A 23051-nucleotide genomic window follows, 5' to 3' on the forward strand; every position below is an offset into this window, starting at 1 on the left:
ACGGGCCCCGTTCAGCGATGATGGGGACTGCGATGAAGAGTCCGCAGCGGGTGCGCCGCCCGGGGTACGCGCCGACCAATCCCGCGGTCGGCCGTCGCGGCATGCATACCCGCGAGCAGATCGTGGCCCACGCGGGAGCGCTGTTCGTCGAACACGGCTATCACGGCACCTCGATCGATGCGATCGCCAAGGCGGTCGGCGGGTCGCGCGCCACGATCTATCAGTACTTCGAGAGCAAGGACGACATCTTCCGGGAGCTGGTGCGCCAGTGTGAACCGGCGGTGCTCGAGCACGCCACCCGGCTGGGGCGGCTGGGCCCCGATGCCGACGGCGTGCGCAGCCTGCACCGGTGGCTGACCGAGTGGGCGCAGCTGTACGACAAGTACGCGATGGTGTTCCTGGAGTTCCCCGGCGTCGGCGCGATCGAAGGGCTGCCCCAGACCGAGGCGGGCGCGGTTTCAGGGCAATACGCCGACTTGATCACCCGCAAGCTGCGCGACGCGGGGATCCGCGGCATCGAGGCCGCCGACGCCGCTGCCGCGCTGCTGCGTATCGCGCACATGGTCAACCTGTACCGCTTTCGCGGGATGTTCGGCCTGCGCTCGGCCGCCCGCACCACGGACTCGTTGACCGTCACGATGCAGCTGCTGCTCTTCCCCGAGACACCCGCCGACTACATCGCCGAAATCATCTCAGTGCCGACAGAGGCCGCTGTCGTGCGCGATGAGCCGACGGCACCGGCGTTCGGACTGCCCAAAGAGCCAGATGCTTTCAGTGTGTCGCCGATCCGTCAGGACGTGCTCTCGGCGAGCTCGGTGCTGTTCAACGAGCGCGGGTACTACTCGGTCGCGATGGAGGACATTGCCGCGGCGGCCTCGGTCAGCCGCGCGACGTTGTATCGGCATTTCAGCACCAAGGTCAAGATCCTCGAGGAGCTCACCGGCTGGTCGGTTCTGGAAGGCGCGCACCTCGCGGCGCAACTTCACGAGCTGGCCCGCAGCGGCATCGACGTCGGCACGCTGCATTCCTGGCTGGGTCGCTACGTCCATTTCCATCGCAGCTACAGCGGCGTCATCCGCGCCTGGTACGACGGGACCTTGGCCCAGCAGCTCGCCGGTGACGCGGTGGTCCGCGGCATGGGCGGGTTCCACGTTGCGGTCAGCGCGCTACTGGACGGCGTGCGGTTGCCGGCCGGCATTGACCGGCGGGTTGCTGCCGCCGTGTTCTTGTCGGTGCTGGGCCGGATGACAGAACTGTCGATCTCGCGGCGGCGCAACGTCAGCGACTACGAGGCCGCGAGCCTCATGCTGTTGGTGTTGCAACGCGCGCTGCTGGGTGATCTTGAACCGCGGGACGGCACCGTTCACCCGAGCCCACGCCCGCGCAGCCATTGACTGAGGTTCTCCAGCGCCACGGTTGCCGCTGACACCGCTTGTTCGACCTCGCGGGCATGGGAGAGGAATTCACCGCCTACCCCACCCTTGGCCTCCAGTGCCGGAATGATGAACTGCCGGAAGCGTTTACGCACAGAAGGTTCGGAACGGTCGACCTCCTCGGCGGCCAGGTAGGTCTGCTCTACGAGAAAATCGATCAGGTCGTCGAGCCCGACATCGGTGCGGATCTCGCCCCGTGTCTGCCCCTCCTCGAGCACCGGGCCCATCACCCGCACTGCCGACTCGTGCACACGCGGGTGGTGCACCGAAGCCGAGTGGCGGGCGATCAGGGCGACGATCGCCGGATCGGTGGGCAACTCGCGAGCGGTGTAGATCAATGCCGCCTCGATCTTGGCGAACGCCCCGTTCTTGACATGCACCAGGTGATGCACGGCCTGGATGTGACGCTCGGCGCGCAGCAGGGCCACTTGGATCAGCAGTTCGGAGACGCTGCCCAGCTGCCGGAATGCGGTGGCCCGGGACACACCGGCCCGCTGTGCAACGGCTTCCATGCGCAGCCCGTCGACGCCGCGCTCGTCAACTTCCACGTCGGCGGCCCGGATAAGCCGTGCCCGCACGGAGCCGTCGTCGCTGCGCTCGGGCTGTACTGCGGTCATGTGATCGCGCCGGCGACCTTCAACTCGATGAGCGCGTCATCGTCGAGGCCGAGTTCGCGGAGCACATCGTCGGTGTGCTCGGCGAACTGCGGCGCCCGGGTCAGCGACAACACCGCGTCGTCGAACTTCACCGGATTGGCGACCAGTTTCTGCGGTTGCCCGTCGGCGTCGACGATGTCGACGATGCGCCCGTTGGCGATCAGCGCCTCGTCATTGCCGACGTCCCAGCCGTCGGCCACCGCGGCCCAGGCGCCGGTCCCCTTCTTGAGCCGCCGCACGCACTCGTCGAAGGTTCGGGTCTCGATCGCGTGGGCGACGATATCGCAGGCCACCTCGGCATTTTCGGCCAGTGCTTCCAACGAACTGAACCGCGGGTCGTCGGCGTACTCGCCGCAACCCATCAGCTCGCAGAATTCGGGCCAGTATCGGGTCGGTTGCAGCATCGACAGCTGGATGAACCGCCCGTCGCGGGTGCGGTAGTTGCCCGTCAGCGGGTTGCCGGGGGCCTGGGTTCTGGTGTCGATCTTGGGCAGATGGCCACCGCTGAGCAGAGCCAGGTTCACGCTGAACTGAGTCGCCCAGGCACCGACGGCCAGCAGCGACACGTCGAGCACAGATGGCTGCCCGGTGACCCTCCTGCCGTACAGCGCTGCCGCGACCCCACCGGCAATGGCCAGCGCGCCGATGTTGTCGCCGTAGGCGCCCGCTGGCATGAAGGCGACCTTGTCAGCGTCGGCGGGTGTTACGCCGTGGGCGCTGCCGCCCCGCGCCCAGTAGGCCGTCGCGTCGTAGGCGCCGGTGTTACGGTCGGGCCCGTCCATGCCGTATCCGCTGCCCACGACGTAGATGATGTCGGGATTGATCTTGCGCACGTCGTCGACGTCGATCCGTAGCTTGGCGCGGACATCGGGCAGATAGTTGGTCAAGAACACATCGCTGCGGCGGACCAGCTCCTCGAGGATCGGCCTTGCCTCGGCGGTGGTCAGGCCCAGTCCGATGCTGCGCTTACCGCGGTTGGGTGCCTCCATGATGGGGGCGAACGACGAGCCTGGCGCGGTCACCGCGTTGCCGAGGACTTTGACCAGGCCGCGCTGCGCGTCACCGGTGACGGGGTTTTCGACTTTGATGACATCCGCGCCCCAGTCGGCCAGGACGGCGCCGGCGGCGGGTACGAAGGTGAACTGAGCGACTTCCAGGACGCGCACGCCGTCCAGCGGGCGCTGCATCAGCGGTCCCAGACCAGCGGCAGCGTTTCCAGCCCCAGCTGCCCGCCCGTCTCGGTCAGGTCGGCCCCCGCAGCAAGCCGGTAGTCGGGGATCCGTCTGTGCCACTCCTCCAGGGCGATCTTGAGTTCGCGGCGGGCCAGATGTGAGCCCAGGCAGCGGTGCGGTCCAGCGCCGAATCCGATGTGGTTGTTCGGCTTTCGGGTGATGTCAACGGTCGAGGCGTTCGGGAACGCAGCATTGTCGCGGGTGGCGGAATTCAGCGGGATACACACCATATCACCGGCTTTCATCGGACATCCCTGTATCTCAACGTCTTTCATCACCTTGCGAGCGGGGATGACGATGGCGTAGGCACGCAGGAACTCTTCGATCGCGGTCGGGATTATCGCGGGGTCCGCGACGATCCGGGCTCGGTCCTCGTCGTGGGTGGCCAGGTGCCAAAACGTCCAGCCCAGCGTCACCGACACGGTGTCGAGCCCGGCCATGAACATCAGCAGGCAGAACGACAACAGGTCGGCATCGGTGACCGGCTGGCCATCGATCTGGTAGTCCAGGGCCTTGCTGATGATGTCGTCGCGCGGCTGCTCGCGGCGCTCGGCGATCAGGGTGACAAACCGCCCCATCACCGCCATCATCGCGTCGAGTTGCTTGTGCTGGCGTTCCTCGTCGTTGCCGCCGGCGTGCAGGATGTCGTGTTCCCACGCCATGAACTGGTCGAGCTCGTCGACGGGCAGCCCCATCAACTCCAAAAAGATCGTGGTCGGAAACCGCTGGGCGAATTCAGCCATGAAGTCGCAATTGCCGCCCTCGGCGATCTCGTCGATCAGCTCGACGGCGCGCTGGCGGATCTTGGGTTCGAGGCGTTCGACTGCTCCCGGCGCGAACAACGGTGCGAGTTGGTGGCGCCATTGCTTGTGTTCGTCGCCATCGAGCATTTCCGGGATCCACTTGTACGGCGGATTCGGCTCGGTCGCAACGACGACGCTGTTGGAGAAGGTCTCCGGGTCCTGCATGATCTGCAGGATTCCCTGGTAGTTGACCATGGTCCAGAATCCGGGACCGAACTCGTTGCGGAACCACGGAAATCGTGACCGCAACTCGTCATAGGTGTTCAGCCAGCCCCCGACCGGCTTGGCCTCGGTGTAGTCGAAGTTCAGCGTCGGACACTGCTCGGCGGGTCGGTGGACCGTGGTCACGACAATCCCCCTCTGCGATGATCGTGGATGCAAGTCGCATTAATGCGACACATACCCGCAGACAGTATCAAGTGTAGCGACCAAAAGTCGAGACCCAGATCACAACGATTCTGGGACGTGACGACCCCCATACCGCGCGATGCCCACCGAGACCCCGATGGCCTGCAGAACGCCAGTCATCGACTGTCCCAACGGGTTCGCCCGTCAATCGGCCGTGCGGCTGCGATCGCGGGCGGAAGGGACTCAACCGCCGATGAGGCCGGATAGCATCGCGACGTCGCTGCGGAAGTCGGTCAGACTCCTGCTGACCGGCTCCACGGTGACCCAGGTGACCCCCGCGGCGGCGTAGTCGGGGAGTTTGGGCTGCACTGCCGAGCACAACGCCTCGCAGCCCTGCGCGAGCAGGTCGGCCTCGAACGGCATGAACGCGACCTCGGCCGGGCCGCGGCCGCGTTCGGCGCGCCGTGTGTTCACTTCGGCGATCCAGTCGGCCAGCACATCGATGCGCTCGAGTGCGCGGGCGCGGGTGATCTCGGCGAACTCCCCCGAGGCGGCCATCGGGATCCAGCCGTCGGCGACCTCGACCACCCGGCGGCGCGCGGCCACACCGTTGCCCCCGATCCACACCGGTGGGCCGCCCGGGGTTCGGGGCAACGGAAGTGCGACATGATCGGCCACGCCGAACTCCCCTCCCAGATGCTCCTGGCCAGCCCAGGTGCTTTTCCAGGCTTCGATCGCCTCGTCCATCAGCTGGCCCCTGCGGGGGAAATCCGCTCCGAGGGCACCGAATTCGCTTTTCAGGTAGCCCGCCGCCGTGCCGAGGGTGAAGCGACCGCCGGAGAGCACGTCCAGGCTGGCCGCGGCCTTGGCAGCCAGGTACGGATTGCGGTAGCCGGCGACCATCACGAAGGTGATGACGCGCAGCGTCCGGGTGGCTGCTGCGGCGAAGCTCAGGGAGACGAACGGATCGAAGGCGTGGTGGCCGCCGTGGGCGAGCCAGGCCTTGTCCGGGTACGGGTGTTCGCTCATGGAAAAGCCGTGAAATCCCGAATCCTCGACCAGTTTGGCGATCTCGCCGATGCTTGCGCCCTCCGACCAGCGCTCCCAGTGCTTGACGGCCCGCATGGGGAACAGCAGGTTGAACTTCAACGTCATCGTTTCCTCACCGCCGCCATGAGCGCCTACGTTGGGTATCGATACCAGCCGGCACGCCGCTGTTTCGCAGCACCGCGTCGCAGCGGTCGATGTACCTTCCGCCGTATCGTGCCGGGCACCTCCTATATAGTCAACCATATAGCTATTTTGGGGGTTCGGCCGTAGGACGGGGAACTTTGGAGCAACGCCCGTGAGCACTGCACTCAATGACGAAGAAACGATGCTGGTGGAGACAGTTCGGGCGTTCGTCGACCGCGAGGTCAAACCGTCGGTGCGTGAGGTCGAGCACGCCAACAGCTACCCCGAGGCGTGGATCGAGCAGATGAAGCAGATCGGGATCTACGGCCTGGCGATCAGCGAGCGCTACGGCGGTACCCCGGTGTCGATGCCCTGCTACGTCGAGGTCACCCAGGAACTCGCCCGCGGGTGGATGAGCCTGGCCGGAGCGATGGGCGGGCACACCGTGGTGGCCAAGTTGCTGGAGACCTTCGGCACCGAGAAACAGAAGCAGGCCTACCTGCCGGCGATGGCCACCGGGCAGCTGCGCGCGACGATGGCGCTGACCGAGCCCGGCGGTGGTTCCGATCTGCAGAACATGGCCACCATCGCCCGCCGCGACGAAGACGACTTGGTGATCAACGGGGCCAAGACGTGGATCAGCAATGCCCGCAGGTCTGGTCTGATCGCGCTGCTGTGCAAGACCGATCCGCAGGCCATGCCCCGGCACAAGGGCATCTCGGTGGTGCTCGTCGCATCGCCGACCGCGGGGTTGACGATCTCCCGGGACCTGCCCAAGCTCGGCTACAAGGGTGTCGAGTCCTGCGAGCTGTCCTTTGACGACTGCCGGGTTCCTGCGTCGGCGATCCTGGGCGGTGAGCCCGGTCGTGGTTTCGGTCAGATGATGAAAGGCCTGGAAACCGGCCGCATTCAGGTGGCGTCACGAGCGCTGGGTGTGGCGACGGCAGCTCTCGACGATGCCCTGGCCTACGCCCAGGACCGGGAGAGCTTCGGCCAACCGATCTGGAAGCACCAAGCCGTCGGCAACTACCTCGCCGACATGGCCACCAAGCTGACCGCCGCCCGCCAGCTGACCCGCTACGCCGCCGAACGCTACGACAGTGGCCAACGCTGCGACATGGAGGCCGGGATGGCCAAGCTGTTCGCTTCGGAGGTCGCGATGGAGATCGCACTCAATGCGGTGCGGATCCACGGCGGCTACGGGTATTCCACCGAATACGACGTCGAGCGCTACTTCCGCGACGCACCATTGATGATCGTCGGGGAAGGCACCAACGAGATTCAACGCAACGTCATCGCCGCCCAACTGGTCGCCCGCGGCGGCCTCTAGGCCGCAGCGCTAGATGGACAGCCGGTTGAACTTCAGCGTCATCGTTTTCCTCACCGCCACCTGGCCGCGTTCACGCCAGGCACGACTTCGTCCTTCCGCCGAATCGTGCCGGGAGGCTCCCGATATAGTCGGCCATATAGCTGTTTCGGTGGGTTGGGCGTGAGAGCAGGGGTGATCGACGCGGTGACGGCGGAAGACACCGCCCGCCCTGCGGGGGGCAGTGTGTCGGCGCAGCCCAACGTCGGGACTGACGTGTCGGCCATGGCGGCTCGCCGGATGTCGCCGACTTCCTAGGCCGCCACCATCGCGCATTTCTGTTCTGCCGGGACGCCGCGGGTGAACTCATGGGATATGCGATGCGCACGACCGCTTACGGGGGTGGCGAGTTGCTGTACACCACATATACGAAGAGCGCCAAGGTCGCAAACATCCGCGCCCGCCCCGAGGTCGCCTGCCTGGTTCAGTCCGGGCCCGAGCCGGACGCGTCGTGGGTGTCGGTGCGGGGGCGTGCCGAGATCTCCCTCCCGACGCGCGACGAAGTCGACGCCCTGATGAGCTCGGCTTCTTCTGATGCGCGAGTGCCCGATGCGGTGATGGCCACGGTCAGAGACCGGCTGATCAGCGGGAAGCGCTGCATCATTCGGGTCGCGGTCAATGAGATTGTTGCAACCAACCTGACGGCAGCGCGCGGATCGGGCAGTGACCATGCAACGCCGTGAGATTCGACGTGGACCGATGGCTATGTCGTCCCGCGACCTCGACGAATTCCTCGAGGGCCGGCCGACCGGGGCGATCTGCTTCGACGACGACAGTGGGTTGGTGGCTCTGCCGGCTTCGGTGCTCGGAGGGACCGTCCGCGACGGCGAACTGCACGTGTCCGCCGCCGCGGACGTCTGCATCAGAAGCGAATTCCCCGCGTGCCTGGTCGCCGACAGTTTCGCGAGCTACGCCACGATCCGGGGTGTCATCGCGCAGGGTGCGGTGGCCAGCGCGGTAGCCGGCGCGCACACCGACACACTGGTCACGCTGCGGCTCAAGCGAGTTCGCACCTTCTCCTTCGCCGACGCCGTCTGATGATGCGAGCGCCGTTGCGGTCAGTCAGGCCCGGCTCGCGACGATATGCGCCCCTCACCTCAACGCCGGCGTGGTGCCTTCTTGTTGATCCGGGAGTCGCTCTGGCCCTCACCGGCGTTGCCGATGTGGGTGTAGTACAGGCCGTGGCGCTGCGCCAGGCTCGGCGGCAAGTCGCGCGCCTCCCACATGGCCCGCACGGTGCCCTGCACGCTCTGTGGTCGCCGGGAGGCGATCTCGGCGGCCAATTCAGCAGCGCGGCTTCGCAGTTGGTCGACGGGTACGACCTCGGTCACCAGACCGATCCGCAGCGCGGTCGAGGCGGTGATCCGCTCCTCGCTGCCGAGCAGCGCCCAGCGCATCACCTCGCCGTAGGGCAGGCCCAGGGCCAGCATGCCCATCGGCTCGAGCGCGGAGACGACACCGGCGTTGGCGTGCGGATCGAAGAATTCGGTCGACTCTGCGCAAATGGCGAAGTCGCACTCGTTGACGAAATACATTGCACCGCCGGCGACCATGCCGTGCAGAGCGCCGATCACCGGCTTCCAGACCTTGTAGGCTTTGGGCCCGAGCAGGGTGCCAGGGTCCTCCTGGTTGAAGATCGGCTTGTGGTACCACCACACCCCCTCGGACACGTCGATGCCGGTGCAGAACGCGCGATCGCCGTTGGCGCGCAACACGGCGACGCGGATGTCGTCGTCGTCGCGCACGGTGGCCCACACCGCCGCGAACTCGGTGGCCATCTGCTCGTTGAAGCTGTTGAGTCGATCGGGCCGGTTGAGGGTGACGGTGGCGACGTGGTCTGCCACGTCGAACTCGATGGTGTCCAGCGCGCCTAAATCTGTCATCGGTAGTCCTTGGTCATCGGGCCGACGCCGCCTGACGGCGGCTGCGCCGGCGTATCAGGGTTTAGTTGCCCGGTCTCGGGCCGCGACGAAACGCCCGCACGGCACGACGAAAATCGTCAGTCTGCGTCAATGCCTGTTGCCCTTGGGCTTCCAGCGCTTGAGCGCCCGTCAGGTGGGGCAGTGTCGTGGTTGTCAGTGCACGTTTGGTCCATCCGTATGACGTTGTCGGTCCGGCCGCCAGGGCGCGCAGCACCGACTCCACTTCGTCGTCGAATGCCTCGTCGTCGACAAGGTGACTAATCATGCCCCAGTCGAACGCATCGGTGGCCGGGATCTTTTCGGCCAGCAGGGCCATCCGGGCGGCGCGCGCCCGCCCGATCGCGGCGGGCAGTAACGCCGACGCCCCGCCGTCGGGCATCAGCCCGACCTTGGTGAAGGCGAGTTGGAAGAAGGCCGAGCGCGCCGCGATCACCAAGTCGCAGGCCAGGGCCAGCGAACACCCGACACCCGCCGCTGCGCCACGCACACCGGCGACCACCGGTTTCGGTAGCTGCGTGATCGCCTGGACCACCTCGTTCGCGGCGACCACCGCACCCTCGGTGTCGACCCCGCTCAGGTCGCCACCGGCGCAGAACGCCTGGCCGGCACCGGTGAGCGCCACGACGCGCACCGCGTCATCCCGGGCCGTCGCGATCGCGGCGGTCAGCTCCCGCAGCATCGACGTGTTCACCGCGTTGCGCTTGTCCGGCCGGTCCAGCACGATGCGCAGGATCGATCCGGTGGTGTGCGTGGTGATGCCGTTCATCGCTGCCGTTGTGCCGCAGGTGGTCTCATGCCGGCCGTCACTCCCCGTGCAGTCGGCGCATCTCCTCACCGACCTTGCCCGACATCCGCGACACCACCTGCGCGCCGCGTCGCCTGAGATCCTCGTCGGCCACCGGCAATACCACCGCACCGGTTTGCCTGGACGGCAACAGGACCTTCGCCGTCCCTTGGGTGGTGGCTTCGTCGCGCTGACTGACTCCCCTGACGTCCAGCAACACCGCGGTACCCGGCTCGTCGCCCTTGGCGGTGACCATGCCCGTCATCCGGTGAGTGTCACCCATGTAGTTGAAGCCGCGCAGCTGCAGATCCATTTCGGCCAGCCAACCGTCATCACCGATCCAGTTGGTCAGCAAGTGGCTCACCCAGGCGGCCCGCATCTGCCCGTAGTCGTAGGGCGCGGGGATTCCGAGGGCCTGCGCTCGGGCGGGATCCCAGTGCAGCCGCTGCACGACATCGGGCACACCGTACTCATCGGGCTGATAGAACGCCGGCATCCGCTGGCGCAGCTGATGGGCGTACTTCAAGGGGCCGACGCCGTAACCGCCCCAGCCCCAACCCATATGCATGCTGATGATGTCCACCACCGTCAGCGGTCCCTTCATCACCGCCGGCAGCTCGTCACCGACGGCCACGTCCTCCCACCATTGCGGCTCGGCGCCGCGGCGTACCTCGGTGTCGTAGGCCTGTTCAACCTTGGCGAATTCCTCCTCGGTCCAGTGCTGCCGGGTGATGTGGGAGTACTTGCCGGACTTCTTCGAGCCCTGGCGTTCGGCGTTGATGTAGGACTCGTCACGGGTGGCCAGCGGGGTGCCGTCGATATCGACATAGAGGTATCGGAAGGTCTCTTTGACCGAACGCCCACCGGAGAACTCGCTCTCCTTGACCTGCACATCGAGGGTGTAGTTCTCCGCCAGCACTGGCCTGCCGGCGTAAATCGGCTGATACCAGGTCCATTTCACGCCGGAGTAGTACTTACCGGTGCCGCGGAACAGTCCGCGGAACAGCTTCTTGCGTTCGGGATCGGTGAACCGGGGTGTCTGGTCCAGACCTGTGCTGATCGGGAACGTCGGTGGGGCGATCTGTCCGTGCCAGCGTGTCGTGGCCCCGTAGCCGGGGTCGTGGAACAGCGGGTTGTCATCGCCGCAGCCGAACGCGAAATGGCTGATGGCATCGGCGCTGGGCAACCGATTCCAGGTTTCGTCGCGCTGGTTGACCGGGATGCCGATCTGGGCCTTGGCCCGGGCGATGTCTTCGTCGGTGATGCGGCCCTCGACAGCGGCTGCTTCTGCGGTCGTCATTGTTTCTCCCTGTGTCTCCAATTCAGAACTTCAGCATTGCTCCGGCGTCGACCTTGAACTGACTGCCGGTCACGTAGCGCGATTCATCGGAGGCCAGGAAGCACACGACCTGCGAGATGTCCTCGGGCTCGACGTAGGGCACCGGCATGGCTTGCATCGCCGGAAATGCCAGCAGTGCGTCATCGCGGGTCGGGTGCTCGAGATCGGGCCGGAACTGCTTGTACATCGGGTCGCTGTTGAGCATCCCGGTATTGCAGTTGGTGGGGTGAACGACGTTGACCCGAATCGACATCGGCGCGAGCTGGGCGGCGAGGGTTCGGGTGTAGGAATCCACGAGCTGTTTGGCGAAGCTGTAGCCGGCCCCGCCCGGTCCGAGCGGGCCGCCGGCGGCGGGCTGGCTGGCGGCGATCAGGCCGGCGATCGAGCCGGTGGTGATGATCGACGCACCGGACTTCAGGTAGGGCAGCGCGGCATGCACGGTGTTGACCACACCGACGAAGTCGACGTCGAACGCGTCGGCGAAGGCACCGATGGGCAGGTCGCTGCCGAGCGGGCAGATGCCGGCGTTGGCCACGACAACGTCGAGCCTGCCGCCGAGTTCGGCGACGGCGTTGGCGAGTTCCCGGGTCAGCGCCGCGCGGTCGCGGACGTCAACCTCGGCGGTGACGGCCCGCCGGCCGGTCTTCTCGACTTCGAGGCCCGCCTCGGTGAGGTCGTGTGGTGTGGCCAACGGATATTCGTTCGTATCGATGTCGTGGCAGATGTCGAAAAGAATGATGTCGGCACCCTCTTCGGCAAGTTTGACCGCGTGGCTGCGTCCCTGGCCGCGCGCGGCTCCGGTGATCAGAATGACCTTGTCTTGCACTCTTCCCACTTTGTCCTGCATTCTTCCCACTTTGTCAGGCTGCCTTCCAGATCGATTGCCGTGGGCACCCATACCCTGCGGATCCGCGAATACCGTTGTCGCGCCCGATGATGACTGTGTGTGGCATAGGGCTTCTCCGTAGGACGTGGCTGGAACAGGACCGTCAACAACCGGGTTCAGGTGGCCGCGGTCGGCGTCGATGATCGCAGCTCGTCGAGCATCTCGGTGAGCCTGCGCCGATCGACCTTCAATGCAGCGCCGCGCGGCAGTTCGCCGACGACGAAGATCTGGGCTGGCACTTCGTACGGCGTCAGGATCGACCGGCAGTGTGCCCGCAACTCCTCGGGGGTCACCGAGGTGCCGGCGCGGAGTTCCACGGCGGCGAGTGGAACTTGACCTAGCCGAGGGTCGGGCAACCCGGCGACTGCGGCGTCGTGCACAGCCTCATGACGTCGCAGCGCCTGCACCACTGTCGCCGGCGCGATCTTGAACCCGCCCCGCAAGATCACGTCGTCGGCGCGGCCATCGATGTATAAGAATCCTTCGTCATCGAGATGCGCCAGATCGCTGGTGGTGACCCAGCGATCACCGGATCCGCTGACCTGTGGCGAGGCGACCTGCAGTCGTGCGGTCCGCCCGGGCGCCAGCACCGCGCCGTCGTCGTCGATCACTTGCAGACGTACCCCGGGGAACGCGCGCCCGACGCTGCCCTTCTTGTCGGTCCAGCGGGCGTGAAAATCCTTCAGCGTCCATCCCGCGACGGCGCCGGAGAACTCGGTGGCGCCGTAGACGATCAGGATCGGGATGCCGTATCGCTGCCAGAAAGCGTCCACCAGTGCCGGATCGACAGGGCTGGTGCCGGCGTTGATCGCGCGGACACTGGCCAGATCCTCGCGGGGGATGTCCGCGTCCAGGACCGCGCGGATCGCCGGTGGCGGCAACCCGACCAGCGCGGGCCGGTGTTCTTTGACCGCTGCATGCCAGGCCGCGACGGTGAAGCGTTCCAGCAACACGAATCGGCGCGCCGAGATCAGCGATTGCAGCAGCCCCCACAGGCCGCCGATGTGGACGATGGGCAAGGTCACCAGGGCGACGGCGCCGGTCAGCGGCGCCTTGGCGCGTACTTCCGGGCGCTCGTTGTGCTTTAGCGCCGCAGCCAGGGCCGCTTCGAGCTGGGCGCGGGTGAGCGGGACGCGTTTGGGCGGCCCGGTGGTGCCGCTGGTCAGCATCTCGATCGCGACGTCTGGGTCGCCGGGTACCGCTTCGCGACCGGCTTGCGCGCGAGGTGTTACCGCGTCCCCCTCTACAGACCATCCCGCCGCGGCCAGGTCGGCGACCGCCTTGGTGAAATCAGCGTTCGACCAGAGGGTTTCGGGAGCCAGAACATACCCGGCGCCGGTCGCGGCCAGATCGGTGCTGAGCCGCTCGGGGGGCTGTAGCGGGCTGAGGGTGACCAGCGTCCGGGACGCCCGGAGGATCGCCAACAGTGCGGCGACCGACTCCACGCGGTTGCCGAGCACGACCGCGACCCGGCCGCCCTGCCCGCAGCCGGCGGCGGAAAGCTCGCGGTCGATACGCTCGGTCAGTGACCTGACGTGTCCCCAGGAAAACCAGCGCCCATCGCGCTGCACCATCGCGGCGGAATCGTCGGCATCCCACAACCGCGCCAGCGCTACGGGGAGGCTCGTCATCGTTTGCGTCCTTGCTCGGTTCGGTGCGACGTCCAGTTCCCCGAAGATAGACGACATGGTTTACTAGGTCAACCTACTGGAAAGGACGGGCATGGACTTCGGGCTCTCCAGTGAGCAACAACAGCTCGCCGATGCCGAATGGTCGTGGCTGACTCGCAATGATCCGATCCCGCGGGCGCGCGCAATGCTGGACAGCTCCCCGGTCACCGTCGACCCGAACGCGGTGTCGCACGCCGCCGGGGCCGGGCTGTTGGCACTGTTGACGCCCGAGGTGAACGGCGGTCACGTCGACTTGGCCGTCTTGGCCGAGGCCCACGGCTACGCTGCGAGCTCCCTGCCGATCGCTGATCTGGCGATCGCGGCCTGGCTGCTCGGAGTGTCGGGTGCGCCGCAGGCACCGGCGGCGGCCGAGGGCGAGGCGCTGTTCGGCCTGACCCGCGCGCCGGTGACGCTGACCGATCTGAGCAGTCCGGTCCCGATGGCGGCCGATATGACCGGAGTCGTGGTCGTCGGCGAGACGGACGAAGGTGACTATCTGTCCGTCGTGACCAACCCGCGGCTGGATCCGATGTCGACGCTGGATCTGAGCCGGTCGTGGGCGCGTGTGGGGTTCGACCCGTCCGAAGCCGCGCGGCTGCCGCTACCGTCTGGCACGGCGGGATTCGTCCGGGATGCGTTGGCGGTTCACCGCGGCATGGACGCGCTCGGGGCGGCCTCACGACTGTTGGAGATGACCGTTGTCTACGCCGGTCAGCGCCAGCAGTTCGGCGTGCCGATCGGTTCGTTCCAGGCGGTCAAACACCATTGCGCGAATATGGCGCTCGCTGTGGAGGCGGGCCGGTCGACGTTGTGGGCGGGTGCGCTGGCGCTCGACACCGCCGCGCCGGCGACGCAGCGATCCCGCGCGGTGTCCTCGGCGGCGGCCTACGCCAAAGCCGCGGCGACCGAGGTTGCCGGGACCGCGCTGCAGGTGCACGGCGGTATCGGCTTCACCTGGGAGCACGATCTGCACCTGCTGCTGCGGCGGACCAAGGTCGACGAGGCGATGGACGGCACCGTGGTCGAGCATCGCGCTGCGCTGGTCGCAGGCTAGGCGCCGCCGGTCAGCGCGGCAGGCCGAGCCCGCGCTCGGCGATGAGGTTGCGCATGATCTCGCTGCTGCCACCGGCGATGGTGAAGGCACGAGCATAGAGCCACTCGTCTTGCCAGCGTCCGCCGTCGAGCACCTGCGGGTCACCACCCACCAGAACACCGTCCTCCCCGGCCAGGTCGACGGCGAAGGTCGCGATGGCCAGGTTCAATTCACTGAACATCAGCTTGGCCATCGCGGCGTCGTGGCGGCGCTCGGTCCCGCGGGTCCATCGGGTGATGTTGGCGTAGGTCAGCGCCGAGAGGGCGTCCACCTGCGCGGTGAACATCCCGATCTGGTCACGGACCCGGTCGCTGTCGAGGGCACGGCGGCCATCGATGGTGACCCGGCGGGCCAGATCGGTCAGCGCTTCCAGGGCCAGTCGCAGCTTGACGACGATGGCGCCGACGTTGCCGCGTTCATGGGCCAGTGTGGAGTTGGCGATCGCCCATCCCTGGCCGGGCTTACCGATCATGTTGGCCGCGGGGATCTCAACGTCGTCGAGGAACACTTCGTTGAAGTCCGACGTCCCGGTGATCTCGCGCAGCGGACGCACGGTGACACCGGGTGCGGACATGTCGCAGATGAACGCGCTGATGCCCTGGTGCTTGGGCGCCTCGGCGTCGGTGCGGGCCAGCAGGTAGCCGAATTGCGCCCAGTGCCCGTCGGTCGTCCACACCTTCTGGCCGTTGACGCGGTAGATGTCGCCGTCGGGTACCGCTTTGGTGCGTAGCGCGGCCAGGTCGCTGCCCGCACCGGGCTCGGAGAACAGCTGGCACCACTTCTGCTGACCCTCGCGGATCGCCGGCAGGTGCCGGCGGCGCTGCTCGTCTGTGCCATAGGAGATGAGCGCCTGGGCGGCCAGCACGTTGCCGCTGGGCAGGCCGGGCGCCTGCGCCCGCGCCAGCTCCTCGCCGACCACCACCCCGTGCTCGGTGGTCCAGCCGTCGCGGCCACCGTATTCGGTCGGCCAGTCGGCGCCCGCGTAGCCCGCCTGGTAGAGCCGGGCCGCCCACTGATTGAGGAGTTCATTCTCATGCGCGTCCTCGGCGCTGCGCACCCCGGCGCGCGGCGGGATCGCCGGTGCATATGTGGCGATGAACTGCCGTACTTCGGCGCGGAAGGCCTGCAGTTCCGGACCCGTCCCGTATTCCATCGGTTTAGTGCCCGCCGTCAGCGAATCGTCATCGGGTCAATACCTGTTCGAGGCGGTGTTGCTGCAACGGGGCCAGCAACTCGCGCGCGGCGCGGTCGCGCAGCACCTCGGCCCGGCCCACCGCCACGGCGTTGGCCTGGGCGCGGCGCAACAGCAGGTGGGCGGGGTGCTCCCAGGTGAAGCCGATCCCGCCGTGGATCTGGATCATTGCCTCGGCGGCCCCGACCGCGCCGTCCAGGGCGGCCGCGGCGGCCAGATTGACCAGGCAGTCCGACTCGTCGTCGTCCAGATCGGCCGCCGCGGCGGCCTGGACCTGGCTTCGCGCGCCTTCCAGCGCGACGAGCATGTCCGCGCAGCGGTGCGAGACCGCCTGGAAGCTGCCGATCGGTCGGCCGAATTGCTGACGCTCACCGGCCCAGGCCACCGCCATGCTCAGCGCGCGGGCGGCCACGCCGAGCGAGTCGGCGGCCACAGCCAGCAGGGCCCGCCGCCGGGCGGCGCACAACCCACGCCGAAGAGTGGCGCCGGAGCTCAGCGGCTGCCCGGTCGCGCCGGTGAGGGTCACCGAACCGATGGTCGCGGTCAGATCCAGCGGCTGCTGCGCGGCGACGTCCACGCCCGCGTCGCCGGGATCCACAGCCACGAGCAGTTCACCTTCTCCGCCTTCCGATCGGGCCAGCACCAACAAGATCTCGGCCGCTGGAGCTCCGGCCACGACGGGCACGACTCCGGTGAGCCGGGCCCCGTCCCACACCGGCAGCTCGATACCGCTGGTGACCCAGCCGTCATCGTGGAGGGGCACCGCGAACGCGGCCGCAGCCCCAGCAGTGATGCGCTGCGCCGTCGCGGTGGCGCCGGTCTGCACGGCGACGTCGAGGGCGATGACGGTGGGAACGAGCGGTGCGGGCGCCAGCGCCGCGGCGGCCTCCTCGATGGCCGCATACAGCAGCCGTGGCGCGGCGCCGGCGCCGCCCGCCGACTCCTCGACAGCCAACCCGGGCAGCCCAAAGTCGACCAGCGCCGACCACAGCGCGGTGTCAGCGATGCCGAAGCGGCGCCCGGAGTCCAGCAGCGCCGTCACGTCGACACGCGTGCGCAGGGCCTTGGCCAGCACAGAGCGTAATTCGTCTTCGCTGGGATCGGCCACGGCCAGCGGGGCACCGGCGACGACGGCCGCAGCCCGTGTGCCCTCGCCACGGTGGGACGGCAGGCCCAGCACCGTCTCGGCGATGGTGTTGCGCTGAATCTCGGCGGTGCCCGCCCCAATGGTGGTGGCGCGGCTCATCAGGTAACCGTAGGTCCAGCGGCCACCGTCGACGGCGTCGGCCGCGCGGCTGCCAAGCGCGCCGTGGGGACCGCTGGCGCGCAGCGCCAGGGCATGCATGCGTTGCTCGAACTCCGATTTGACCAGCCGGTTGACCGAAGCGACCCCGCCGGGATCCTCACCGCGCAGCACAGCAGACAGCGCCCGGGCGCTGTTGGCGGCAATGGCGCGCACGTCGGACTCCAGTCGGGCAACGTGCTGGCGCACCAGCGGATCGACGTCGAGCCCACGCGTCACCAGCAGTCTGAATACCTGGTCGACCGTGCGGCGGTACCTGAACTCGTCGGCGAGAAATGCCGTGGCGCGTTCATGGCCCAGCGAGGTCCGCATGATCGACCAGCCCTGTCCTTCGAAGCCGACGCGATTGTCGACGGGGACCTCGACGTCGTCGAAGAACACCTCGGCGAAGTGCGCGCCGCCGCTGATGTCACGCAGCGGACGTACGGTGATTCCCGGGCTGTCCATCGGAATCAGCAGGTAGGTGATGCCGTCGGTGCTGCGGCCGGCCGGCCCGGTGCGCACCAGCGCGAACATCCAGTCAGCACGGTCGGCCATCGACGTCCACACCTTCTGGCCGGTGACCCGATAGATGCCGTCGTCGCGAACCGCACGTGTGGACAATGACGCCAAATCGCTGCCGGCGCCCGGTTCGGAGAATCCCTGACACCAGAACTCGTCGGCCCGCAGCAACGGCCGCAAAAACCTATCCTTCTGCTCCTGCGTGCCGTGGGAGATCAGTGTCGGCGCGAGGATGAACGACAGCTGACACGGTGTGGCGGCGCGCCGGCCGCCGTGGTCATCCGGTAGTAGTCGAGCTGCTCTTCGACGGAAAGCTCAAGCCCACCAGCCGACTTGGGCCATCCCGGCGCGGCGAGCCCATGGTCCACGAGCTCGGCATGCCAGGCCCGCGCAGCATCGACCCGGTCGATCTTGACCCCGTCGGCCTTGGCCTCGGCTCTGAGCTCGGCCTGGCGACGGACGTAGTCGGCAAGCAACTCCTGGAGCCGCGGTCGCCACGCGGTGGACTGGTTCACAGAAAAACCTAACATAGTTAACTTGGTGAGTTACCTACGATCAGTGTCCATCGTGACGGGGCCTCTTGGCAAGAAGCGGCGCGAGTCCCCGAGGATCAGGGTGTGTTACCGGCAGATGGCAACCCCGTCGCGGGCGGCCCGCCCGCCCTTACGGTGGCCGCCAAGTCCAGCGGCCCCTCGGTGACCACTGCCTGCAGGAGTCCGAGATCCACTCCGGCCTGTTCGGCGGCGGCGATGGCGGCGGCCACGTCCTTGGCCAGGAACGGCGCGGCCGCCTCCGAGAATCTACCCAGTCCGCCAATCCCTTTTGCGTAGGCCGCTGCGCTGCTGGATCCGCTGCACACCAGCAGCGCATCGAGGAACGCCTGCGGTGCGATACCGAGTTGTTCACCGACCTGCGCAGCCGCGGCCAGCAGCTGCGCGTTGGCCGCGAACAACATGTTGTTGATCAGCTTGATTCGAAGCGCGCTCCCGAGTTCGCCGGTGGCGAGAATCGGGTCGGCGTAGGCGGCCAGGATCGGTCGTACCCGCTCGACGTCGTCGCCGCGCCCGCCGACGAGCACGGTCAGCGTGCCCGCGGCGATGTGGTCGGCGGTACCGCTGACCGGCGCATCGAGGATCGCCGGTGCGCCCGCGGCGCTATCCGCCAGCTCGGTCAGGGTGGCGGCGGTTCCGGTGGTGTGCGATACGAACACCGCGCCGGGTTTGGCGTTGGTGATGAACCCCTCTGGGCCCAATCCGGTCGCGCGCAGCTGGGCGTCAGAGAACAGACAGGAGATCAGGATGTCGCTATCGGCGGCGAGGTCGGCCACCGACGCAGCTACTGCCGCGCCCTGATCGGCCAACCGTGAACGCACGTCTGGGCGCCGCGCGTAGACGGTCACTGGATGCCCGGCAGCGAGCAGGCGTTTCACCATCGGTTCGCCGAGTTGTCCCGCACCGATGAATCCGATGGACGGCATTGAGGGTCCTTTCGTGCAATGGCCCGCGAGCGTGAGATCAGCGGCTGCTCAACAACATTGACCCAGCCACCGGTCCGCCGCCGACCCCGACGGCCACCACTTCCGGGGTTTTGGGCGCTTGGCGTTGGCCGCCCTCACCCCACAGCTGGACGCAGGCCTCATGCAGAAAGCCCATACCGTGCAGACGGCCACCCGAGAGCTGGCCGCCACTGCTGTTGAGCGGCAGATCTCCATCGAGGGCGATCCGTTCACCGCCGTCGACGAACTCGCCGACGCGGCCGTGCTCGCAGAATCCCATGGCCTCCAGCCACATCACCGTCAAAAAGCTGAATCCGTCGTAGAGCTGCGCCATGTCGACGTCGCCGGGGGTCATCGAGGTGTTTTTCCACAGCGTGGCGGCTGAATCGTGGGCGGCCATCGTGGTCACATCGCTGCGTTGATCCCACGTGGCGCGCTCGAACATGCCCGGCCCGACGGATTCCACCGTCAGGGGATGGCGCGGAAGACCGCGGGTAGCGTCGCGGCGCGAGACGATGACCGCAGTCGCCCCATCGCAGGGAACATCACAGTCATACAGGCACAGCGGTTCGGAGATCATCCGGGCGCCCAGGTAGTCCTCCATCGTCATCGGGTCCCGGTAGACGGCATCGGGATTGCGTGCGGCGTTGCGGCGCGCGTTGATCGCAATCCAACCCAGTTGCTCACGGGTCAAACCGAAGTCGTGCATGTACCGCTGGGCGGGCATGGCCAGCCAATTGGCCGCCGAGAGCGCGCCGAAGGGGGCGACCCACTCCAGGTGCGGCGGCAACTTGCCGCCACTGAAGAGGACCGAAGCGCGACCGCCCCCTGCCTGATGCGCGGCGGTGGATTCCCACACCGACCGGTAAACCACCACGTGATTGGCCAGCCCCAGCGTGACCGCCATGCACGCCTCGATCGCCGGGCCGATCTGGCCCGCGGTCTCCATCGCCGAGACGTACCACCGGCAGCTGAGCCCCAGAGCGTTGCGGACCTCGGTGATGGTGGCGCCGGAGAACCCGGGATCAGGCACACCCGGACCGGGATAGCTCGCGATGCCGTCAACGTCGTCGGGCTCCAGGCCGGCGTCAGCGATCGCTCGCAGCACCGCTTCCAGGGTCAGCTCCAGGCCAGTGCGTCCCAGCCGCCGCCCTACTTGAGACTTGCCCGCGCCGGTGATGACAGCTTTGCCGTCGAAGGGTCCGTCATTCATGCCGACACCGGGACGGATGGCCCCGACGACTGCCGATCGGCGCTCGCCGGACGGCACGGTTTCCAACACCGTTGGCCATCTTCTGGCTCATAGATCCTCTCCTGCACATTCCCACGACACCGCGGGGCCGCACCCCGTGCCGATATCGATAACTGTATAGCGGATTTGGGCGGGAGCCGACCTCGGTCCGGCCGGCTGCGTCACGGTCCACCGGCCGCACTGATTCCACAACCGCATTCAGAAGATGTACCGAGCGATCAGCTCGACCACGGCGGCAGGTCGCTCGTGCCCCTCGATCTCGAGAGTGTGGCGCACGGTGAGGTTAACGGTGTTGTCGTTGACCATGTCGGCAGCGGCGAGCTCGGAACGCACGCGGATCCGGCTGCCCGGGGTCACCGGGGCCAGGAAGCGCACCTTGTTGAGTCCGTAGTTGACCCCCATTTTGGCGTTGTCGACCCGGTAGGTGTCCTTGCTCAGTTTCGGAATGAGCGACAGTGTTAGGAAGCCATGGGCGACCGTGGCACCGTAAGGGCTTTCGCCCTTGGCGCGGTCGGTGTCGACGTGGATCCATTGATGGTCCTCGGTGACGTCGGCGAAGGCGTCGATACGCTGCTGGTCGATCTCTTTCCAATTGCCGACGCCGAGTTCCTGGCCAACGGCGTCGACGGCGTCATCGACCGAGGTGATAACTTTCACGGTCCGCTCCTCGCACTGGGCTCGATATCGTTCAGTCGCTGGCCGGCAGTGGCTTAGCTTCTTTGAGGGTCAGGGGGGTATTGCCGATGCTCAGTGTGCCGGCGCCGGCTTTGGTGACCAAGACTTCGGCACCGTGGTCGTCGACGTAGCGCTTGCCCATCAGGGTGCCGTCGGCGAACGCCGGGTTGAGTTCACCGGTGCGGTCGGCACCTAATGCCACCATCTGCGCGCCCCCGCAGCGCAGATCGTCAAGACTGTCGGCGGACTTGATGACAATGACCTGGGTGTCGCAGACCTGGCTCTGCAGGCGGGTGCCGTTCTTCACCATGGTGCGTCCTCACTTCTGGGCGTTGACATTTCGCAGGCTGTCCACGATGTCGCGGCGCAGGATCTTGCCGGTCGGATTCGTCGGCAGTTCCTCGCGGAAAACCACGTGGTCTGGCGTTCGCGAACCCCGCAGGTGCTTGCGGACATGCGCACGCAGTTCTTCGGGATCTGGGTCGATGTCGGCGGCGGGCACCACCACGGCCACGATCGCCTGGCCCCACTGCGGGTCCTCCACTCCGACGACCGCGACTTCGCGCACATCGGGATGTTCGATGAGCACGTCTTCGAGTTCGGCGGGTGCGATATTCTCACCGCCCCGGATAATCGTGTCATCGGAGCGCCCGCTGATGAATAAGTAGCCGTCCTCGTCGAGAGTGGCCACGTCCCTGGTGGGAAACCAGCCCTGGTCATCGAGCACCGAGCCGATTTCGCTGTACTTACCCGATACCTGGTCGCCCCGCACGTAAAGCTCGCCGGTCTCTCCCGGCCCGACAACGGTGCCGTCGGCGGCACGGACCTGCACCTCGATGCCGGGCACGGGTCGGCCTACCGACGCCAGCCGTTTGGCGATGGGCGCGTCGGGATGGTTGTGGGCCATGCGGTGATCGTCGGGGGTCAGCACAGCGATCGTCGAGCTGGTTTCGGTCAAACCGTAGGCGTTGACGAACCCGACTCCGGGCAGCAGGTCCAGCGCCCTGCGCAAGAGGGGCAGGCCCACTTTCGACCCACCATAGGCAAGGTTGCGCAGACTCGGCAGATCCGTCGGCTCCTGCTCGAGGAATGTCACGATGCGCTCGAGCATGGTGGGTACCACCGTGGCGGTGGTTACCTGCTCGTCAACGATCAGCCGGACCCATTGCCGGGCGTCGAAGCTGGGCAAGTACACCATCCGCCGACCGGCGTACAGGTTCGAGATCGCCGCGTTGACCCCAGCGATATGATACGGGGGCACGCAGATCAGGGCCGCATCTTCGGAGCTTGCCGAGTCGAACTCGACCGTGCCGGTGATGTAGCTCGTCAGATTTGCATGCGATAGTTCAACCGCTTTCGGCTTAGACGTGGTGCCCGAGGTGAAGAGCACGATCGCGATCGCGTCGGGATCGGCGAACCCGTTGGCGGGCCCCGCCGTAGCAGCAGAGGCAAGAAACGCCTCAGAGGTGATCACCCGTTGGGCCGCGGTGGCGACCATGTCGCAGTAGCCGGTGTCGACAACGACCAGGGGGTCAGGCAGCCGCGTGATCAACTCCTGCATCGCCTCGGCCGACAGGCGGTAGTTGATTGGGGTGAATCCGCGCTCCGCACGCGCTGACGCGAAGATCAACACTGGCAGCATTGCCCCGCCGACCCCAACGTAGATGACATGCTGCGCGCCCGACATGACGATAACGCCGGAACCGCCGTCGGCGAGATCACTGAGTTCCCGGGCGGTCCAGCGCCGTTCGCCAGACACCAGCGCGGTGCGCTCAGGATGGGCTTCGGCCGCCATCTCCAGCAGCAGCGAAATCGTCACAGCGTTCATCCCTCGTCGTTTGCCCACGCGGCAGACAACCTGCGGGCCTGTGCCAACACCTTAGCGAATCAGATATATGGTTATCTAGTTCTGTGGTGGTAGTTGGAGA

Annotated in this window: 19 protein-coding genes and 2 pseudogenes; 5 read left to right on the forward strand and 16 right to left on the reverse strand. The window is 67.0% G+C overall.

Annotated elements, in window-relative coordinates; genetic code table 11:
- Positions 1 to 32: 32 nt before the first annotated feature.
- Complete coding sequence (locus tag ACJ512_RS18785; protein WP_407687060.1) at positions 33 to 1394, forward strand: TetR/AcrR family transcriptional regulator; 1362 nt, start codon at positions 33 to 35, stop codon at positions 1392 to 1394.
- On the opposite strand, the gene ACJ512_RS18790 is transcribed toward ACJ512_RS18785, so the two are convergent.
- The 4 genes from ACJ512_RS18790 to ACJ512_RS18805 all read right to left on the reverse strand — a co-directional run bounded on the left by ACJ512_RS18790 (position 1364) and on the right by ACJ512_RS18805 (position 5627).
- Positions 1364 to 2050: a TetR/AcrR family transcriptional regulator gene (locus tag ACJ512_RS18790; RefSeq protein WP_407687061.1), complete on the reverse strand. Its 687-nt coding sequence runs from the start codon at positions 2048 to 2050 to the stop codon at positions 1364 to 1366. The two genes, ACJ512_RS18785 and ACJ512_RS18790, sit on opposite strands and share 31 nt — an antisense overlap.
- Positions 2047 to 3276: a CaiB/BaiF CoA transferase family protein gene (locus ACJ512_RS18795; RefSeq protein WP_407687062.1), complete on the reverse strand. Its 1230-nt coding sequence runs from the start codon at positions 3274 to 3276 to the stop codon at positions 2047 to 2049. The genes ACJ512_RS18790 and ACJ512_RS18795 overlap by 4 nt, the downstream gene beginning before the upstream one ends.
- Positions 3276 to 4472, reverse strand: a complete 1197-nt coding sequence (locus tag ACJ512_RS18800) for a cytochrome P450 (protein ID WP_407687063.1) — start codon at positions 4470 to 4472, stop codon at positions 3276 to 3278. Before ACJ512_RS18800 ends, ACJ512_RS18795 begins: the two co-directional genes overlap by 1 nt.
- Positions 4473 to 4715: 243 nt before the next feature.
- Positions 4716 to 5627 carry a TIGR03619 family F420-dependent LLM class oxidoreductase gene (locus tag ACJ512_RS18805; RefSeq protein ID WP_407687064.1) on the reverse strand — a complete coding sequence of 304 codons (912 nt, stop codon included), beginning with the start codon at positions 5625 to 5627 and terminating at the stop codon, positions 4716 to 4718.
- 190 nt (positions 5628 to 5817) lie between these two features.
- Between ACJ512_RS18805 and ACJ512_RS18810 the strand changes: the two genes are divergently transcribed.
- The 3 genes and pseudogenes from ACJ512_RS18810 to ACJ512_RS18820 all read left to right on the forward strand — a co-directional run bounded on the left by ACJ512_RS18810 (position 5818) and on the right by ACJ512_RS18820 (position 8049).
- On the forward strand, positions 5818 to 6975 hold the full coding sequence (locus tag ACJ512_RS18810; RefSeq protein WP_407687065.1) for an acyl-CoA dehydrogenase family protein: 1158 nt from the start codon (positions 5818 to 5820) through the stop codon (positions 6973 to 6975).
- A gap of 290 nt (positions 6976 to 7265) precedes the next feature.
- A pseudogene (locus ACJ512_RS18815) lies at positions 7266 to 7694 on the forward strand (pyridoxamine 5'-phosphate oxidase family protein); the annotation flags it as partial.
- Between the two features lie 16 nt (positions 7695 to 7710).
- On the forward strand, positions 7711 to 8049 hold the full coding sequence (locus ACJ512_RS18820) for a hypothetical protein (RefSeq protein WP_407687066.1): 339 nt from the start codon (positions 7711 to 7713) through the stop codon (positions 8047 to 8049).
- Positions 8050 to 8108: 59 nt separating this feature from the next.
- Here ACJ512_RS18820 and ACJ512_RS18825 read toward each other — a convergent pair whose 3' ends face one another.
- From ACJ512_RS18825 to ACJ512_RS18845, 5 genes are all read right to left on the reverse strand, one after another.
- Positions 8109 to 8894 (reverse strand): enoyl-CoA hydratase/isomerase family protein, encoded by a 786-nt coding sequence (locus tag ACJ512_RS18825; RefSeq protein WP_407687067.1) that lies wholly within the window; start codon positions 8892 to 8894, stop codon positions 8109 to 8111.
- Positions 8895 to 8955: 61 nt separating this feature from the next.
- Complete coding sequence (locus ACJ512_RS18830) at positions 8956 to 9699, reverse strand: enoyl-CoA hydratase-related protein (protein ID WP_407687068.1); 744 nt, start codon at positions 9697 to 9699, stop codon at positions 8956 to 8958.
- A 37-nt stretch (positions 9700 to 9736) separates the two neighbouring features.
- Positions 9737 to 11017 (reverse strand): FAS1-like dehydratase domain-containing protein, encoded by a 1281-nt coding sequence (locus ACJ512_RS18835; RefSeq protein ID WP_407687069.1) that lies wholly within the window; start codon positions 11015 to 11017, stop codon positions 9737 to 9739.
- A 22-nt stretch (positions 11018 to 11039) separates the two neighbouring features.
- Entirely contained in the window at positions 11040 to 11891 is an 852-nt protein-coding gene (locus tag ACJ512_RS18840) for a mycofactocin-coupled SDR family oxidoreductase (RefSeq protein WP_407687081.1), read from the reverse strand.
- Between the two features lie 167 nt (positions 11892 to 12058).
- Complete coding sequence (locus tag ACJ512_RS18845) at positions 12059 to 13573, reverse strand: class I adenylate-forming enzyme family protein (protein ID WP_407687070.1); 1515 nt, start codon at positions 13571 to 13573, stop codon at positions 12059 to 12061.
- Positions 13574 to 13664: 91 nt separating this feature from the next.
- Between ACJ512_RS18845 and ACJ512_RS18850 the strand changes: the two genes are divergently transcribed.
- The gene (locus tag ACJ512_RS18850) at positions 13665 to 14666 is read left to right on the forward strand and encodes an acyl-CoA dehydrogenase family protein (protein ID WP_407687071.1); all 1002 of its coding nucleotides are present in this window, start codon (positions 13665 to 13667) and stop codon (positions 14664 to 14666) included.
- 10 nt (positions 14667 to 14676) lie between these two features.
- Here the strand turns inward: ACJ512_RS18850 and ACJ512_RS18855 are convergent, their stop codons facing one another.
- The 7 genes and pseudogenes from ACJ512_RS18855 to ACJ512_RS18885 form a co-directional block, all read right to left on the reverse strand.
- The gene (locus ACJ512_RS18855; protein ID WP_407687072.1) at positions 14677 to 15858 is read right to left on the reverse strand and encodes an acyl-CoA dehydrogenase family protein; all 1182 of its coding nucleotides are present in this window, start codon (positions 15856 to 15858) and stop codon (positions 14677 to 14679) included.
- Between the two features lie 28 nt (positions 15859 to 15886).
- Positions 15887 to 18231 (reverse strand): annotated as a pseudogene (locus ACJ512_RS18860) (acyl-CoA dehydrogenase family protein).
- Positions 18232 to 18311: 80 nt separating this feature from the next.
- Positions 18312 to 19178, reverse strand: coding sequence for an NAD(P)-dependent oxidoreductase (locus ACJ512_RS18865; RefSeq protein ID WP_407687073.1), 867 nt, complete (start codon positions 19176 to 19178; stop codon positions 18312 to 18314).
- A gap of 37 nt (positions 19179 to 19215) precedes the next feature.
- Positions 19216 to 20409: a thiolase family protein gene (locus ACJ512_RS18870; protein ID WP_407687074.1), complete on the reverse strand. Its 1194-nt coding sequence runs from the start codon at positions 20407 to 20409 to the stop codon at positions 19216 to 19218.
- A 237-nt stretch (positions 20410 to 20646) separates the two neighbouring features.
- On the reverse strand, positions 20647 to 21105 hold the full coding sequence (locus ACJ512_RS18875; protein WP_407687075.1) for a MaoC family dehydratase: 459 nt from the start codon (positions 21103 to 21105) through the stop codon (positions 20647 to 20649).
- A 31-nt stretch (positions 21106 to 21136) separates the two neighbouring features.
- The gene (locus ACJ512_RS18880; protein ID WP_407687076.1) at positions 21137 to 21433 is read right to left on the reverse strand and encodes a hypothetical protein; all 297 of its coding nucleotides are present in this window, start codon (positions 21431 to 21433) and stop codon (positions 21137 to 21139) included.
- A gap of 9 nt (positions 21434 to 21442) precedes the next feature.
- The gene (locus ACJ512_RS18885) at positions 21443 to 22942 is read right to left on the reverse strand and encodes a class I adenylate-forming enzyme family protein (protein ID WP_407687077.1); all 1500 of its coding nucleotides are present in this window, start codon (positions 22940 to 22942) and stop codon (positions 21443 to 21445) included.
- Between the last annotated feature and the right edge of the window lie 109 nt (positions 22943 to 23051).

It is taken from the genome of Mycobacterium cajalii, from assembly GCF_045809005.2.
Taxonomy (GTDB): domain Bacteria; phylum Actinomycetota; class Actinomycetes; order Mycobacteriales; family Mycobacteriaceae; genus Mycobacterium.